Below are 15,107 nucleotides of genomic sequence, written 5' to 3'. Positions count from 1 at the left end.
ACCGTCGATGTCATGAGAATCGCGGTGGCCGGTGGCGGGATCAGCGGACTGGTGGCGGCTTTCCGGCTGCGCCAGTTGCTCGGCGACGCGGCGCGGATCACCGTGCTCGAGGCGAGCCCGCGCGTCGGCGGCGTGCTGTACACCGGCGAGCTGGCCGGTGGGCCGGTCGATCTCGGGGCAGAGGCGTTCGTCGGGCGGCGGCCGGAGGTGCCCGCGCTGCTGGCCGAGCTCGGGCTGGCGGAGCAGCTCGTCACGCCGTCCGGGCTGCGGCCGCTGGTCTGGGCCGGGGGGCGGGCGCAGGCGCTGCCGGAGCGCACCCTGATGGGCATTCCGTCCGGGGTGGAGACGCTGCACGGGCTGGTGGAGGCGGCCACACTGGAACGGGTCCGGACCGAGCCGGAGCGGCCGCTGGCGTGGCGGCCGGGGGGCGATATCGACGTCTACTCGCTGGTGGCCGAGCGGTTCGGGGCGCAGGTGGCGGAGCGGTCGGTGGATCCGCTGCTCGGCGGGGTGTACGCGGGCAGTTCCCGGTCGATCGGGGTGCGTGCCGCGCTGCCCACCCTCGCCGCCGCGCTGGACCGGGGGGCCGCGAGCCTCACCGCGGCGGTGTCGTCCGCGCTGCCGCCGCCATCGAGCGCGCCGGTGTTCGGCGGGCTGCGGGAGGGGTACCGGGTGCTGCTCGACGCGCTGGCGGCGCGGGCGGGCGCCGATATCCGCACCGGGGTCGCGGTGCGCTCGCTCGCCCGCACCGACCGCGGGTGGGCGCTCGACCCGATCGGCGAGGTGGACGCCGTCGTACTCGCCACCCCCGCGCCGGTCACCGCGCGGCTGCTCGCGCCGATCGCACCCGAGGCGGGTGCCGCCGCCGCGGGGATCGAGCTGTCCTCCTCGGTGGTGGTGGCGCTGGCGCTGCCCGGCGACACCGCGCTGCCGGAGAACTCCGGGGTGCTGATCGGCACCGGTGAAGGGTTGCGGGCCAAGGCGTTCACGCTCTCCAGCCGGAAGTGGCCGCACCTCGCCGCGCGCGGGGGCGCGCTCGTCCGCGCCTCGTTCGGGCGGTTCGGCGATCCCGCACCGCTCTCCTGGACCGACGAGGAACTGGTCGCCGCGGCTGTGGAGGACTTGCGGACCGTGACCGGGGTGCCGATCGTTCCCGGCGAGTTCGCCGTGCAGCGGTGGCCGGGCGGACTCGCGCAGTACGCACCGGGGCACACCGAGCGGATCGCCGCGCTGGAGTCCGGAATCGCGGAGCTGCCCGGGCTCGCCGTCGCCGGTGCCTACCTGCACGGTGTCGGTGTTCCCGCGTGCGTTGGCTCGGGCACCGCCGCCGCGGCCCGTGCCGCCGCCGTTCTCGTCTGACGGTTCGCCTCCGGCGGTCTGTCGCCCGCTTCGCGCTCGGCCGGTTGTCCGGTTGTGGACGGCGGGCGGGCTGCGCCGGCCGGGTCGAGCCGGGGACCCGCCCGCGCCGCACCGCGGCGGCACCGCGAGTGGCACCATGGACCCATGGCGCGACTCGATTACCAGGCCCTCAACTCCACCGTCAGGTACCTGATGTTCTCCGTGTTCCAGGTACGCCCGGGAGTACTGGGCGACGACCGCGAGGCGGCCCTGAAGCAGGCCACCGCCTTCTTCGAGGGGCTGGAGGACCGCGACGTGGTACTCCGCGGCATCTACGACGTCGCCGGCCTGCGCGCCGACGCCGACTTCATGCTCTGGACGCACGCCGAGCGCGTCGAGGACCTGCAGGCCGTCTACGCCGACTTCCGCCGCACCACCGAGCTCGGCAAGGCCAGCACCCCGGTGTGGAGCAATGTCGCCCTGCACCGCCCGGCCGAGTTCAACAAGAGCCACATCCCGGCCTTCCTGGCCGGTGAGGAGCCGGGCGCCTACATCTGCGTCTACCCGTTCGTGCGCTCCTACGAGTGGTACCTGCTCCCGGACGAGGAGCGCCGCAAGATGCTCGCCGACCACGGCAAGCAGGCCCGCGGCTATGCCGACGTGCGCGCCAACACGGTCAGCTCCTTCGCCCTCGGCGACTACGAGTGGATCCTCGCCTTCGAGGCCCCCGAGCTGCACCGCATCGTCGACCTCATGCGCGACCTGCGCGCCACCGAGGCCCGGCTGCACGTGCGCGAGGAGATCCCGTTCTACACCGGCCCGCGGGTGGAGCTGGACGCGCTCGTCGCCTCGCTGCCCTGATCCCGCGTCCCAGTTCCGGTGCCAGGGATTTCCGGGGCATGTGCCGGACGCGGACCGCTCGGTACCCTTCGGTCGGCGCCGCGCCGACTCAGCGTGCCGGGCCGCTGTCCGAGGGGTGCAGCGTCAGGGCGATGGAGTTGATGCAGTAGCGCTTGTCGGTGGGCGTGTTGTATCCCTCGCCCTCGAACACGTGGCCGAGGTGGCTGTGGCAGTTCGCGCACAGCACTTCGACCCGGCGGGTGCCGAGCGAGTCGTCGGCGCGCAGGATCACGGCGTCGGAATCGGCCGGGTCGAAGAACGAGGGCCAGCCGCAGTGCGAGTCGAACTTCTCCGTGCTGCGGAAGAGTTCGGTGCCGCAGGCGCGGCAGGAGTAGACGCCCTCGGTCTTGGTGTCGGTGTACTCGCCGACGAAGGGGCGCTCGGTGGCGGCCTCGCGGAGCACCGCGAATTCGGCGGGGTTCAGCTTCGAGCGCCACTCCTGCGGGGTGAGCTGGATCCGCGGGGCGGGAAGCGAGGTGTCGGCATCGGTCATGCTTCGAGGTTAATCGCGTGCCGCTCGGCGCGCCTCCGGCGCAGGTGAAGTGCTATCCGGCCCGGCAGAGCCGAGTGCGGCGCGCCCGCCCGCGACCCCGCTCGGCAACCGAGCGAGTCAGGGGCGGTGCCCCGCGGGTACCTCGGCAGTCGGCGGAGCGGGCTCGACCGCGGCGGCCGTGCCGTTCGCGGCGGCGGGACCCGGCTTCGGCGTGCTTCCGGCAGGCGCGGCATCGTCGGTCACCGGTCCGCGGGGGTCGGGGGCGGTGCGCATCCAGTCCTGATCCAGCCCCCTGTCCAGGGTTCCCGCGGCGCGGGCGGCCAGGTAGCGGTCGGCGAGCACGCAGAACACGACGAGCAGCAGCAGCCCCCAGCCGAAGGTGATGCGCAGGTACTCCAGGTTGCGGCCGACGTCCTGCCAGCGGTCCGAGAGCCACTTGTCGTAGCTCAGGAATCCGAAGATGGCGAGCCACGCGGGCCAGTTGCGCAGCACCGAGTTGCGCAGCACCACCGTCATCAGGAACGGGAAGAGCATCATCGAGTAGTACATCTGGCCGAGCGAGGTCAGCAGGAACGTCGCGGTGAGCAGCACGCCGGAGGCGGTGCAGACGAAGAACAGCTCGTCCTCGGGGTAGTACCGGTAGAGCAGCCACAGCGAGCCGAGCACGATCAGCGCCATGACGGCCTGGATGCCGAGGGTGAGCCACTGCGGCAGCCCGTAGTACGCGGCGTTGCCCGAGATGGCGCTGTTGAAGTAGTCCCTGGTCTCTGCCAGGTACGGGAGAACGCGGGTGAAGAACCCCTCCGGGTCGACCATCAGCGGCCAGGCCGCGGCGGTCAGCGCCAGCGGGACACCGCACGCGGTGATGAAGACCTTCCACTGCCCGCGCGCCGCGGCTATCAGCAGCAGCGGCGCGAGCGTCGGTTTCACCGCGATCGTCAACCCGAGCACCGCGCCCGCCCACAGGTCGCGCCGGGCCAGCAGCAGGTGCAGGAAGACCAGCTCACCGAGCAGCAGGCAGCCGTTCACGTTGGTGAAGACCAGCGTGTTGATCACGGTCTCGGAGGCGAACATGGCGAGCAGCAGCGCGGGCGCGGCCACCGAGTCCACGGTGTAGCGGAACAGCTTGAGCAGCAGGTACCAGGCGATCAGGATGGCGACCGCGTTCAGCAGGATGAACAGCCAGCGCGACTTCTCGTAGTCGATGATCGCGATCGGCGCGATCAGCAGCGTGCCGCTGGGCGGGTACAGGTAGTGCGGATCGACGGAGTCGAAGTTGGCCGTGTAGACGGGGTTGCCGTTGAGAAACTGGAACGACGCGTTGTACACCGGCCGGTAGTCGTCGGTGACGAATCCGTTGACAGCCTTGATGAAGACCCGGTGCAGCACCGTCATGACCGCCAGCGGCCACAGGGCGAACCGGATCACCTCGGCGGTGGTGCGAGCCGTGCGTGGCTCGAGCTGTCGAAGGAGCACCCGGGCACGGTACACCGGAACCGGGCGGGGGTGGTTGCCGGGATCGGCCCGGCGGCGGCTTACGCCCGGGTCAGGCGGGGCAGGCGGAGCCGTCCTGCGGCAGCCGCGCCTCGTTCAGGTACTCCACCACGGCGCGCTGCCCGCAGCCGGAGCGCGCGCTCACCGGATGCCCCCAGCCCTGCCAGCGCAGCACCGCGGTGCGGGCGCCAGCACCGGCCAGCGCGCCGGTCACCGCGGCCTGCCCGACGCCGCCCGCCACCGGGTCGGCGGCGCCGTCCAGCACCAGCACCGGGAGCGCGAAGTCCGCGATCGCCGGCGGCGGCGTCCCGACCGGCCAGGCGGCGCAGGTGAGCAGCGCCAGCGCGGCGCTGCGGCCGAACACCGGATATTTGCCGGCCCAGTCCCCGGCGAGTTCGACGGCCCGGCTCGGGGTCGGCGGCTGCCTGACGTCGGCGCAGCGGTTCACGAACTCGCCGTCGTTGGCGATGGCGGCGGACTGGCGCTGGATCAGCGCCAGCAGCGGGCCGCGGTTGCCGCGCCCGGCGGCGGCCAGCGCGTCGGCCAGCTCGGGCACCCGGTCGGCCTGGTCGGCGCGCGGGCTGCCGAGGAAGCCGGTGAGCGCGGTGGTGACGGCGTTCGCGGAGAGATCGCCGAGCTGGCCCGCCGCGGCCCGGTTCACCAGGTCGGTGATCGCGGCCCTCGGGTCGGGGCCGAGCGCGCAGCCGAGCGCGGTGCAGCGCTGGGCGAACGCGGTGAGCGCCGCCTCGGCGCCCTGCGCGCGCTGCTCGCCGACGGTGGTGGCGTCCGCGCCGAGGCTGGTGGGGGAGTCGAGCACCAGCCGGGAGAGGTGGTCGCCGAACTTGCGGGCGTAGCTGACCGCGACCTCGGCGCCGTTGCCGGTGCCGAGCAGATCGATGTGGTCGACCTGCCACTCCTTGCGCAGCTGCTCGATGTCGTCGGCCGCGTGCCCGACGTCGAAGGTGTTCTCGTAGGGCTGCAGGAAGTCCCGGCAGGCGATGGTGCCGTCCTGGCTGAACCCGACCAGCGCCTCGGCCTGGGCCGCGGCGTCGCCGAGCCGGGCGAACTGGGCGTTGTCGGCGAAGCCCTGGCGCACCTCGACCGGCAGGCAGTCAACCGGCTGCGAGGTGCCGATGCCGCGCCGGTCCACCGCGACGATCGGGCGGGTGGCCAGGATGCCGTTCGGCGGCCCCGCGGCCAGCGCGGCGAGCGTGGCGGAGGAGGCGCGGTCGGCGCCGGAGGTGAGGACGAGCGGTGGCGCATCGGCCGGGGTCTGCGGGAGCCGGGCGCGCACCGCGCCGTTGCGGAAGTTGCCGATCACGGTGCCCGCGGTGTCGATGGGGGTGGAGTACTCGGCGCACTCCAGGATCACGCCGTTCGGCGGTGCCCCGAGGCCGAGCTGGTCGAAGGTGCCCCTGGTGCAGTCCGACCAGGCCAGATCGGTCTTCGGCACGGCTGCCCGCGGCGGGGCGGGCGGCGCCTGCGAGGTGCCTGCCCCGCCGCCGGGGGCCACCGGGTGCTCGACGGCGACGCCCGGCCGATCCGACGGCCCCGCACCGCAACCGGCGAGCACGAACGTCAGGGAGGTGGCGAGCACGGCGGCCCGGGTCCAGCGCATGCGCTACAGCCTGCCGTATCCCGGCGGTTCTTTCACGAACGGGGTTTCACCGTGGGCCGGGGCGACGGCCCGACCGGCCATGGGCACGGCCGGGCCGGATGCCGTCTGCCGGCACGGGCAGCGCCGCGGCACCGGTCGTGACCTCGGGCCGGGCCGGACGTCCGCGGCGGGGAGGGGCAGCGCCGCGGCATCGGTCTTGACCTCGGCCGGACCGGATGTCCGCGGCGGGGAGGGGCGAACTCCGCCCGCTGCCCGGCGCCGGTGGCTCAGCGGCGGGCCCAGCGGGTCAGGACGGTCCCGTCGTCGTCCAGCAGCACGTGCCGCCGCACCATGGGGTGCGCGGATTCGCCGGGGGAGAGCGCGATCCGCCCGCCCGAGCCCCCGACCAGCATCGGCGCCGTCGTCAGGCACAGCTCGTCGAGCAGGTCCGCGTCGATCAGCTCGCCGACCAGGTGCGGCCCGCCCTCGCAGAGCACCCGGTACAGCCCGAGTCCGGCCAGCGCGTCCGCCAGCCCGCGCGGCGTGATCGCGTTGGTGCCCACCTCGACCACCTTCGCTCCGGCCGCGATCAGCGCCGCCACCCGATCCGACGGCGCGGAGGCGGTGGTGAGCACGATCGGCGGCACGTCGGTGTCGGTGCAGAGCCGCGACTCCGGATCCAGCGACGCGCTCGCCGTCACCACCGCGATCGGCGGCGGCACGCCGTCGGCGTCGCCGCCGTAGCCGAGCGCCGCCAGCGCCCTGCGCCGCTCCGGGTCGGTGGCCGCGCCGCCGTAGTTCTCCGCCCGCACCGTGCCCGCGCCGACCAGCACCACGTCGGCGAGTTCGCGCAGCGTGCCGAAGACCCGGCGATCGGCCGGGGTGCCGAGCCCGCCGGAGACTCCGCCGCTGGTCGCGGCGCCGTCGATGCTGGAGACGAAGTTCGCCCGCAGCCACGGCGCGTCGAGCTGGCGGGGGTAGGCGTAGAGCCGCGCCAGCTCGTCGTCGTCGATGGCTGTGAGCTGGATCGCATTGTGCGTACGCTGCATAGGGACAGCTCACACCACATCTCTAGGCTTCGTCCATGCCAGCACGCCTCGTCGACCGCCACCCGGAGGTTCCGGCCGACCAGCTCGTCGCCCAGATGGTGCCGCCGCCCATGTTCGACGAGGTCAGTTTCTCCTCCTACATCCCGGACCCGAACGAGCCGAGCCAGGCCGCCGCCGTGCGCAAGGCGGAGGAGTTCGCCGGCGAGGTCGCGCGGATCACCAGGGCCGCGAGCAAGAAATCCCTGTTCGGCAGGAAGAAGCAGGTGAGCGGCGCCGGGCTGTACCTGGACGGCGGCTTCGGCGTCGGCAAGACGCACCTGCTCGCCTCGGTCTTCCACAGCGCGCCCGCGCCGAAGTCGTTCGGCACCTTCGGCGAGGTGACCAATCTGGTCGGCGCGCTCGGCTTCGCCACCACGGTCGAGCGGCTCTCCGGCAACAGCGTGCTCTGCATCGACGAGTTCGAGCTCGACGACCCGGGCGACACCATGCTGGTCTCCCGGCTGCTCACCGAGCTCTCCGCGGCGGGCGTCTCGATCGCCGCCACCTCGAACACGCTGCCCGGCCAGCTCGGCGAGGGCCGCTTCGCCGCGCAGGACTTCCTGCGCGAGATCAAGAAGCTCGGCTCGATCTTCGAGGCCGTCCGGGTGGACGGCCCCGACTACCGGCACCGCGACCTGCCGCCCGCCCCCGAGCCGAGCGCCACCGACGCGCTGCGCGAGCGCGCCGCCGCCACCCCGGACGCCACCCTCGACGAGTTCGACGCGCTGCTCGCGCACCTGGCCACCCTGCACCCCTCCAAGTACGGCGCGCTGATCGCCGGGGTCTCCGCGGTCTTCCTGGCGAACGTGGCCCCGGTAACCGACCAGGCCGTCGCGCTGCGCGTGGTGGTCCTCGCCGACCGGCTCTACGACGCGGGCATCCCGGTCACCGTCTCCGGCGCCAAGCTGGACCAGATCTTCGCCGCCGACATGCTCGAGGGCGGCTACCGAAAAAAGTACCTGCGCGCCATTTCCCGCCTGCTCGCGCTCTCCCGCTTCGAGGTGCCGACCAGCTGACCCGCGGCCGCCTACCATCGCGGACATGACCACCTTCAGCACCTGGGACGGCCTGGAACTCAGCTATCGCGTCTGGGCGGGCCACGGCATTCCGATCGTGCTGCAGCACGGCGTCGTCGCCGACACCAACGCCAACTGGATGGGCACCGGCGTCGTCAATGCCCTGCGCGCGACCGGCCGCCCGGTGGTCTCGCTCGATGCCCGCGGCCACGGCCGCTCGGCCAAGCCGCACGAGCCCGCCGCCTACTCCTGGCAGGCCATGGCCCGTGACGTCCGGGCGCTCTACGACGAGCTCGGCGGCGAGCAGTTCGACCAGGTCGGCTACTCCATGGGTGCGGTGGTCTCGCTGCTGGTGGCCGGGGACGACCCGCGGGTGCGCAGGCTCGCGATCGGCGGCGTCGGCTCCGGCGTCGTCGACTGCGGCGGTGTCGACCGCAGGGTGGTCGACGCCGACGACCTGCGGGCCGCCATGGCAGGCGACGGCAGCGGCGCCACCGCGCGGGCCAGGCCGTTCCGCCTGCTCGCCGACGCCGTGCACGCCGACCGGGAGGCGATGGCCGCGCTCATGACCGGGCTCGACGAGCGCCCCATCGGCGACCTCGCCGACCTCACGCTCCCCGTGCTCGTCCTCGCCGGTGACACCGACCCGCTGGCCGCGGAGCCCGAGCGGCTGGCCGCCGCGCTCCCGGACGCGCACCTCGTCACCGTCCCCGGCGACCACCTGATGGCGGTCACCTCCCCGGACTTCCACCGGGCGCTCGTCGGCTTCCTGGCCGCGGAGCGGGTCCCGGCGGTGTAGCGCCTCAGAAGCGCAGCCGCATGATGAAGTCGTCGTGCAGCTCCGCGCCGACCCGGAACGTCTTGGTGCCGCAGCGCTCGAAGCCGCTGCGGGCGTAGAAGCGCTGGGCGCGCGCGTTGTGCTGGTTCACCCCGAGCCAGATCCCGGCCCCACCGGCCGCGGCGGCGTGCTCCAGCGCGGCCCGCAGCAGCGCCGCGGCGACGCCGCTGCCGTGCCTGCCCGGCAGCACGTACAGCTTGCTGAGCTCGACCGCCGGGTGCAGCTCCACCGCCTCGGCGATCGCCGGGTCCTCCGGCGTCCCGACGTGCAGCATGGCGTAGCCGACGATCTCGCCGTCCTCGGCGGCGCGCAGCACGACCCGGTCCGGGTCGCCGAGGTACTCGCCGAACCGCTCCGCGGAGAGCATCGCGGCGAGGAAGGTCTCGATGTCCTCCGGAGCCGTCCCCGGCGGGCAGGCCAGCGGAAACGTGGCGGCGGCGACGTCGCCGAGCGCCTCGGCGTCCCACAGCCCGGCCGGGCCGACGACGAGCGTCGTTTCACTCATTCGTCCAGTGAAACACGGGTGGCGGGATTGTCCGATCTCGCTTTCCTGGCAGCCGCGCCGTGCGGGTCCGGGGGAGCCGGTAGTCTCTGCCGCATGACCAGCAGGAGCCGTGTCGCGATCGTCGGCGCCGGAATAGCGGGTTTGGCCTGCGCGAAAGTGCTGAGACAGGAGGGCTTTCCGGTCGAGGTGTTCGACCGGGCGCCGGATGTCGGTGGCGTGTGGAGCGCTACCCGCCGTTACCCCGGGTTGCGTGCCCAGAGCAGCAGCCGTACGTACCGGTTCTCCGACCTCCCGATGCCCGACGACTTCCCGGACCGCCTCGACGGCGCGCAGATGCAGTCCTACCTGGAGAGCTACGTGCGCCGCTTCGACCTGGGGCACGCGCTGCGCCTCAGCACCGAGGTGGTCGCGGCCGACCCGGTGGACAGCGGCTGGCTGCTCGAGGTGCGCGACGGCACCGGCGTGCACCGCACCTCCTGTGACCACCTGATCATCGCCAACGGCGTGCACTCCGACCCGCTGGTTCCCGAGTTCACCGGCAGCGCCGACTTCCACCGGGCAGGCGGCCAGCTGGGGCACAGCTCGCTGCTCTCCGACCTGGGGGCGGCGCGCGGCCGGAACGTGGTCGTCGTCGGCTACGGCACCGCCGCCTGCGAGATCGCCGAGGCGGTCAGCCACGTCGCCGCCTCCACCACCGTCGTCGCGCGCAGGCTGCGCTGGAAGCTGCCGCGCCGCGCGGGCCGCTTCCTGGACGCGGAGCGGCTGCTGCAGAGCCGCTTCGGCGAGAGCCACTTCGGCTACCAGCAGCAGCGCCGCCCGGAGAAGTTCCTGAACGGCCCGGCCCGCTCGGTGCGCGACAGCAACCTGGACCTCATCCAGGAGCGCACCATCCGCAGCCTGCACCTGCGCGAGCTGGAGCTGGTCCCCGACGAGCCCTTCGGCACCGTCGCGCACGGCACCGTCGACCTCGCGGTCGACGGCTTCACCGAGCAGGTCTGGGCCGGGCGGCTCACCGTGGTGCGGGACACCACGATCAGCTCCCTCGGCGCCGAGAAGGTGCCGGTCGCGCACCTCTCCGACGGCCAGACCATCCCGGCCGACCTGGTCATCTGCGCCACCGGGTACCAGCAGCGGGTGCCGTTCCTCACCCCGTTCGTGCAGCGCAGGCTCACCGACGACGACGGCAACTTTCGGCTCTACCGGCAGATCCTGCCGCCGACGGTGCCGCGGCTGAGCTTCGCCGGGTACGGCGGCTCGGCGCTCAGCGCGATCTCCGCCGAGGTCGGCGCGCACTGGACCGCCGCGCTGCTCACCCACCGGCTCGAGCTGCCCGGCCCCACCGCCATGGGCGAGGCGCTGGACGCGCGGCTGAGCTGGCTCGCCGAGCGCACCGGCGGCGGCACGCACGGCACCGAGGCCGGGCCGTTCGGCGTGCACCACATCGACGAGCTGCTCGCCGACCTGAACGCGGAGTTCCCGGCCAGGCAGCGCTTCGCCCAGTGGTTCCGCCCGGTCACCCCGGACGACCTGAAAGTGATCGGCGCGCCCAAGCCGGAGCTGAACACCCAGCCGCGCCCGGTCGACCACGTGGCCGCCGTTCAACACTGACGGGTAACGACCGGCGTGGCAACGCGCAGGCAGCGGCCGGGATGCGGAGATAATTCGGGAGTGGACCGGCTGGACATGAACCTGCTGGTGGCCCTGGACGCGCTGCTGGAGACCAACAGCGTCACGCTGGCCGCCGAGCGGATGCAGACCTCGGTACCCGCCATGAGCCGCACCCTGGCGCGGCTGCGGCAGGTGCTCGGCGATCCGCTGCTCGTCCGCTCCGGCCGGGCGCTCGTGCCGACCCCGCGCGCGCTGGAGCTGCGGCACCAGGTGCACGGGCTGGTCGAGCAGGGCCGCGGGCTGCTCACGCCGCGCCCGGCGTTCGACGCGGGCACGCTGCGCCGCGGGTTCACGCTGCGCGCGGGCGACGAGGTCAGGCCGGAGCTCGCCGGGCCGCTGCTGGCCGCGGTCCGCCGCGAGGCCCCCGGCGTCACGCTGAACCTGGTGGCAGGCTCGGAGGACGATCCGCGCGCGCTCCGCGACGGCCGCACCGACCTGCGGGCCGGGGTCATCGAGCGCGGCGACCCGGAGACCGTGCAGCGGCGGCTCTACGACGACCGGCTGATCGGTGTCGCCGCCGCCGACCACCCGCTGGTCACCGAGCCGGTGACGGTCGCCGCCTACGCCGCCGCCGCGCACCTGAGCGTGAGCAGGCAGGGGCGGGTGCGCGGCGCCATCGACGACCGGCTCGCGCTGCACGGCCGCACCCGCCGGGTCATCGGCACCGTCCCCGACCTCACCACCGCGCTGCTCGCGGTGCGCGGCGGCACCGCGGTGTGCCCGGCGCCGGCCTCCGCGGTGACCTCGCTGCTCGGCCCGCTCGGGCTGCGCGCCTTCGAGATCCCGCTGCCGCTGCCCGAGGTGCCGATCGGGCTGGCCTGGCATCCACGGCACACCGCCGACGAGGGGCACCGCTGGCTGCGCGACCTGGTCGAGCGGCTGCTGCGGGCGCAGCAGGCGCCCGAGGCCAGGCCGCGGCGGCTGCTGCGCGCCGAGAACCGGGTGACCGTCGCCAAGGCGATCACCGGCGCCGCGCACGACGCCGCCGAGCGCATCGCCTGACTACCGCTGGTCCGGGTGCTCCCCGGTCGGCGGGCCGAACGGCATGGCGGCGGCGGTGCGCTTCAGCTCGTCGAGCATGGCCTGCACCTTGTCCGCGTGCGCGGTCTCCTCGGCGGTCGCGCCGGTGAAGCCGTTGCCGAAATCGCCGTAGCTGGAGCGATCGACCGCGGCGTCGTAGGCGGGACGGTCGCCCTGACCATTGCCGGGGCGCTCGACCGCGCCGGAGGTGAGGCCGGGGCGGCCGACCTGCTCGGTGTGCGCGTCCGGGGTCTGCCGGTCGGCGAACGGGGCGAAATCATCGCCGGGTTCCTCCAGCGGGTAGCCGGCGGCCGGGGGCTGCCGGTAGCCGTCCTGCTGGCCGGTGAAGCCGTCGCGCAGGCCCTGGTCGTAGGCGGCGGCGACGGTCTCGCCGAGGCCGAGCGAGCTGCCGTTGCGGCGCGGGCCGCTCCACCGGGCGGGTTCGTCCGGGCCGGTGAGGTCGGTGCGCTCCGGGGTGGGCGGGGCCTGGTTGGTGGTCGTCACGCTCGGCGGGGTCGGGGAGGGGGCCGGGCCGCGCTGCGGGAGGCGTCCGGAGGCGCGGCGCGCCTCAACCGCCGCGCGCAGGTTCGGGCCCGCGGGCTCGTCGTCGGTGGTCGGCGCGGCCGGTTCGGGTTCGGCCGGGGCCGAGAGCCGGGACGGGATGCCGTGCTCGCCGGGTTCGGCCGCGCGGCGCGGCGGTTCACCCTGGTCCGCCGAGTGTGTGGCGGGGGCGGACAGCTCGCTCCGGTCGGCCGAGCGGCGGGCTCCGCCCGCCGGTTCGGCGCGGTCGGCCGAGTGTCCGGGAGCGGACGGCTCGCCCTGGTCCGCCGGGGCCCTGCCCGCGGATTCCGCGCGTGCCTCGGCGATGCGCTGCCTGGTCGAGCCCGCTGCGTAGCGCGGGCGCGGGACACGCGGCGCCGCGGGCTCGCTCGGCGCCTCGGGGCCAGCGGCCGGCTGGGTGCCGCCGCGGGGCGGGCCGTACGCGGCAGCAGGCCGCTCGGCGGCGGTGTTCTCGGCACGGGTCGGCTCGGCCGCACGGCGGCCGGATCCCGATGTATCGGTGGCGCTCTCCTCCGCCGCCCGCCGCCGACGCGGGATGTCGCCGGACTCGCCGCTCCCGTTCGTCTCGGCCGCCCGCCTGCCGGTAGCGGCCGGATCAACGCCCGGCGAGCCCGCGCCATCGGCCCGCCCGTTCTCGGCCGCCCGCCGCCTCGGGACCGCTGTGTCCCCGGACGACGGCGCGGCATCGGCCGCCCGGTGCGCGGACGTCCCGTTCTGCCGCCCCGGCTCCACGGCACTGTCGGCGGCCCGCCGCCGAGCGGGCAGCCCACTGCCCTCGCCCTCCGGCCGCGCGACGTCCGGGGCCGCTCGCCGACCTGTGCTCACCGACGGCTCGGCACCGCCCGGCCGCGGCCCCGTGCTCACCGACGGCTCGGCGCCGCCCGCCCGCGGCCCCGACGACTCGCCGTCCTCCGCCGAGCGCCGCCCCGACGGCACCGCGTCGGATTCGAGGGCCCGCCGCCCGCCGGGCTCGGGCGCGTGCCGCCGCCCGGTGCCGGGCGCGTCGGCAACGCTCTGCAGCGTGTCCAGCCGCCGCCCGAGATCGGCGACATCCCGATCGGTGCGGAAGGCCCACGCCTCGATCGTGGCGAGCCGCGTCCCGACGTCACGGTCGTCGGCCGGCATCGGCACGGGCAGCGGCACATCGACGCGCGCGGCGACCAGGTCCAGCTTCCGGCTCACCTCCCGGAGGGACTCCGCGATATCGGACAGCATCGCGCCGATCGACTCGGCGCCGTCCTCGACGTGCTCCATCCACTACCTTCTTCCCCGATCGGTCCGGCTGAGCGCGCGGCCGGGAAGATTCTAACGGTGTGGTCACGATGCCGTTCGGCAGGCGAAGCAAAGTTCGCCTCCCGGCCCGCGCCGAACGCCGAAACGTGCTGTAGCAGTGCGTTTCCGGACAAGGCACCGCAGGCGGAACGCCGTTCTCGCCCGGAGGGCCCCGGCGCGGCGCGAGGTGCCGGTTCGAATCCGTTGGGGTACAACATTGATCATCCCGTCGCGGTCGCGGCGCGCCCGGCCACGGGTGCGGAGGGGAGTGGCGGGATGCACCCATCAGGGCGCACTCTGGTAGTGAGCGCGGGTGGCCCTGCCCGCGCGCGGATCGCAGGCTTAGGGGTGTGGTCGGAGTGGTGCGCAGCGAGCAGCGGGTCGAGGCGCCGTCGTGTGGACGGCGCGCGCTGCTGGCCGAGCTCGGAATCTCGAACGGCCCGCGCCGCGCCCTCGGCGAACGGGTCGGGTACGGCTGCCGCTGCCCGGACTGCACCCGCAACCAGTGGAATCTGGAACGGTTCAAGTACTGGCTGCGCGGCAGGCTGCTCGCGCTCGGCGCGGACGAGGCCGAGGTCGGCCACCGGGTCGACGGCGTCCCGGTGGACGTGTACTGGCGGATCGGCGAGCGCCGCTTCGCGATCGAGGTGCGCAGCGGCCCGCTGGACTGCACCCTCGCGCTGCAGCACACCAAGCGGCTGCGCGACGCCGGGCTGGCCGGCGTGCTGTGGCTGTGCCCGCCCGGTTTCTGGGTGGCGCACCTGCCCGCGCTCGGCATCCGCGACTTCGCCCCGCCCGGCTGCGACTACGAGGTCGAGAGCGGCATGTTCGACACCGCCTGCACCGCCGTGGTCGCGGCCAGGCAGGAGCCGTACGAGCTGCGCGACTTCCTGGCCGGCTGGGTCGACGGCGACATCGTGTGGGGTGATCGGGACGTCTCGACGGGAGGATGGGCGACGGTGAGCGACTGGGAGCACCACACCAGGACCCAGGCGGCGATCATCGCCCGCCAGCGCCGGGAACTGGTCGATCAGCGAACCGCCCTCGCGGTCTCCAGGCAGACGGTGCGGGAGAAGCAGAAGCAGATCGGCAAGCTGCACACCCGCCTGGAGCGGGCCGAGCAGACCCAGGAGGAGCGCGCCGACGAACTCGCGCGCGCCCAGCGCACCATCGCCGACCACGTCCGGCGCGCCGACAGCCTGCGCGGCCAGCTCAAAACGGTGAGTCAGACGATCAACCACTGGCAGCTCATCACCTGCTGCGCCATGATGCTGATCGTCACCTTCATCGCCGCCGCCGTGGTCCTGCGCTGAGCGC

Annotated in this window: 13 protein-coding genes; 7 read left to right on the top strand and 6 right to left on the bottom strand. The window is 74.2% G+C overall.

Annotated features, from left to right (window positions below):
* Positions 1–12: 12 nt before the first annotated feature.
* Both LTT61_RS09010 and hemQ read left to right on the top strand, forming a co-directional pair.
* On the top strand, positions 13–1,359 hold the full coding sequence (locus tag LTT61_RS09010) for a protoporphyrinogen oxidase (protein WP_233019474.1): 1,347 nt from the start codon (positions 13–15) through the stop codon (positions 1,357–1,359).
* Positions 1,360–1,503: 144 nt separating this feature from the next.
* Entirely contained in the window at positions 1,504–2,199 is a 696-nt protein-coding gene (gene hemQ, locus LTT61_RS09005; protein WP_233019473.1) for a hydrogen peroxide-dependent heme synthase, read from the top strand.
* An 88-nt stretch (positions 2,200–2,287) separates the two neighbouring features.
* Here the strand turns inward: hemQ and msrB are convergent, their stop codons facing one another.
* From msrB to LTT61_RS08985, 4 genes are all read right to left on the bottom strand, one after another.
* Positions 2,288–2,731, bottom strand: a complete 444-nt coding sequence (gene msrB / locus LTT61_RS09000; RefSeq protein ID WP_233019472.1) for a peptide-methionine (R)-S-oxide reductase MsrB — start codon at positions 2,729–2,731, stop codon at positions 2,288–2,290.
* A gap of 117 nt (positions 2,732–2,848) precedes the next feature.
* The gene (locus LTT61_RS08995) at positions 2,849–4,207 is read right to left on the bottom strand and encodes a glycosyltransferase family 87 protein (protein ID WP_233019471.1); all 1,359 of its coding nucleotides are present in this window, start codon (positions 4,205–4,207) and stop codon (positions 2,849–2,851) included.
* 70 nt (positions 4,208–4,277) lie between these two features.
* The gene (locus LTT61_RS08990) at positions 4,278–5,843 is read right to left on the bottom strand and encodes an alpha/beta hydrolase (RefSeq protein ID WP_233019470.1); all 1,566 of its coding nucleotides are present in this window, start codon (positions 5,841–5,843) and stop codon (positions 4,278–4,280) included.
* 266 nt (positions 5,844–6,109) lie between these two features.
* On the bottom strand, positions 6,110–6,871 hold the full coding sequence (locus LTT61_RS08985) for a pyrimidine reductase family protein (RefSeq protein ID WP_233019469.1): 762 nt from the start codon (positions 6,869–6,871) through the stop codon (positions 6,110–6,112).
* Between the two features lie 35 nt (positions 6,872–6,906).
* Between LTT61_RS08985 and zapE the strand changes: the two genes are divergently transcribed.
* Both zapE and LTT61_RS08975 read left to right on the top strand, forming a co-directional pair.
* Positions 6,907–7,926, top strand: coding sequence for a cell division protein ZapE (gene zapE / locus LTT61_RS08980; RefSeq protein ID WP_233019468.1), 1,020 nt, complete (start codon positions 6,907–6,909; stop codon positions 7,924–7,926).
* Between the two features lie 25 nt (positions 7,927–7,951).
* Complete coding sequence (locus LTT61_RS08975) at positions 7,952–8,725, top strand: alpha/beta fold hydrolase (protein ID WP_233019467.1); 774 nt, start codon at positions 7,952–7,954, stop codon at positions 8,723–8,725.
* Positions 8,726–8,729: 4 nt separating this feature from the next.
* Here the strand turns inward: LTT61_RS08975 and LTT61_RS08970 are convergent, their stop codons facing one another.
* Entirely contained in the window at positions 8,730–9,269 is a 540-nt protein-coding gene (locus LTT61_RS08970; protein ID WP_233019466.1) for a GNAT family N-acetyltransferase, read from the bottom strand.
* A gap of 18 nt (positions 9,270–9,287) precedes the next feature.
* Here LTT61_RS08970 and LTT61_RS08965 point away from each other — a divergent pair, with 18 nt between their 5' ends.
* Together LTT61_RS08965 and LTT61_RS08960 are read left to right on the top strand one after the other, a co-directional pair.
* Positions 9,288–10,877 (top strand): flavin-containing monooxygenase, encoded by a 1,590-nt coding sequence (locus LTT61_RS08965; protein ID WP_420094755.1) that lies wholly within the window; start codon positions 9,288–9,290, stop codon positions 10,875–10,877.
* A 60-nt stretch (positions 10,878–10,937) separates the two neighbouring features.
* Entirely contained in the window at positions 10,938–11,939 is a 1,002-nt protein-coding gene (locus LTT61_RS08960) for a LysR family transcriptional regulator (RefSeq protein WP_233019464.1), read from the top strand.
* On the opposite strand, the gene LTT61_RS08955 is transcribed toward LTT61_RS08960, so the two are convergent.
* Positions 11,940–13,772, bottom strand: coding sequence for a hypothetical protein (locus tag LTT61_RS08955; RefSeq protein ID WP_233019463.1), 1,833 nt, complete (start codon positions 13,770–13,772; stop codon positions 11,940–11,942).
* Between the two features lie 368 nt (positions 13,773–14,140).
* Between LTT61_RS08955 and LTT61_RS08950 the strand changes: the two genes are divergently transcribed.
* The gene (locus LTT61_RS08950; protein ID WP_233019462.1) at positions 14,141–15,103 is read left to right on the top strand and encodes a hypothetical protein; all 963 of its coding nucleotides are present in this window, start codon (positions 14,141–14,143) and stop codon (positions 15,101–15,103) included.
* Positions 15,104–15,107: the final 4 nt, after the last annotated feature.

The organism is Nocardia asteroides, assembly GCF_021183625.1.
Lineage (GTDB): Bacteria > Actinomycetota > Actinomycetes > Mycobacteriales > Mycobacteriaceae > Nocardia > Nocardia asteroides_A.
This window is presented reverse-complemented; position numbering and strand designations above follow the sequence as displayed.

Coding starts and splice junctions, on each gene's coding strand:
- LTT61_RS09010 (WP_233019474.1), top strand. CDS start 13: ATGAGAATCGCGGTGGCCGGTGGCGGGATCAGCGGACTGGTGGCGGCT.
- hemQ (WP_233019473.1), top strand. CDS start 1,504: ATGGCGCGACTCGATTACCAGGCCCTCAACTCCACCGTCAGGTACCTG.
- msrB (WP_233019472.1), bottom strand. CDS start 2,731: ATGACCGATGCCGACACCTCGCTTCCCGCCCCGCGGATCCAGCTCACC.
- LTT61_RS08990 (WP_233019470.1), bottom strand. CDS start 5,843: ATGCGCTGGACCCGGGCCGCCGTGCTCGCCACCTCCCTGACGTTCGTG.
- LTT61_RS08985 (WP_233019469.1), bottom strand. CDS start 6,871: ATGCAGCGTACGCACAATGCGATCCAGCTCACAGCCATCGACGACGAC.
- zapE (WP_233019468.1), top strand. CDS start 6,907: ATGCCAGCACGCCTCGTCGACCGCCACCCGGAGGTTCCGGCCGACCAG.
- LTT61_RS08975 (WP_233019467.1), top strand. CDS start 7,952: ATGACCACCTTCAGCACCTGGGACGGCCTGGAACTCAGCTATCGCGTC.
- LTT61_RS08970 (WP_233019466.1), bottom strand. CDS start 9,269: ATGAGTGAAACGACGCTCGTCGTCGGCCCGGCCGGGCTGTGGGACGCC.
- LTT61_RS08955 (WP_233019463.1), bottom strand. CDS start 13,772: ATGGAGCACGTCGAGGACGGCGCCGAGTCGATCGGCGCGATGCTGTCC.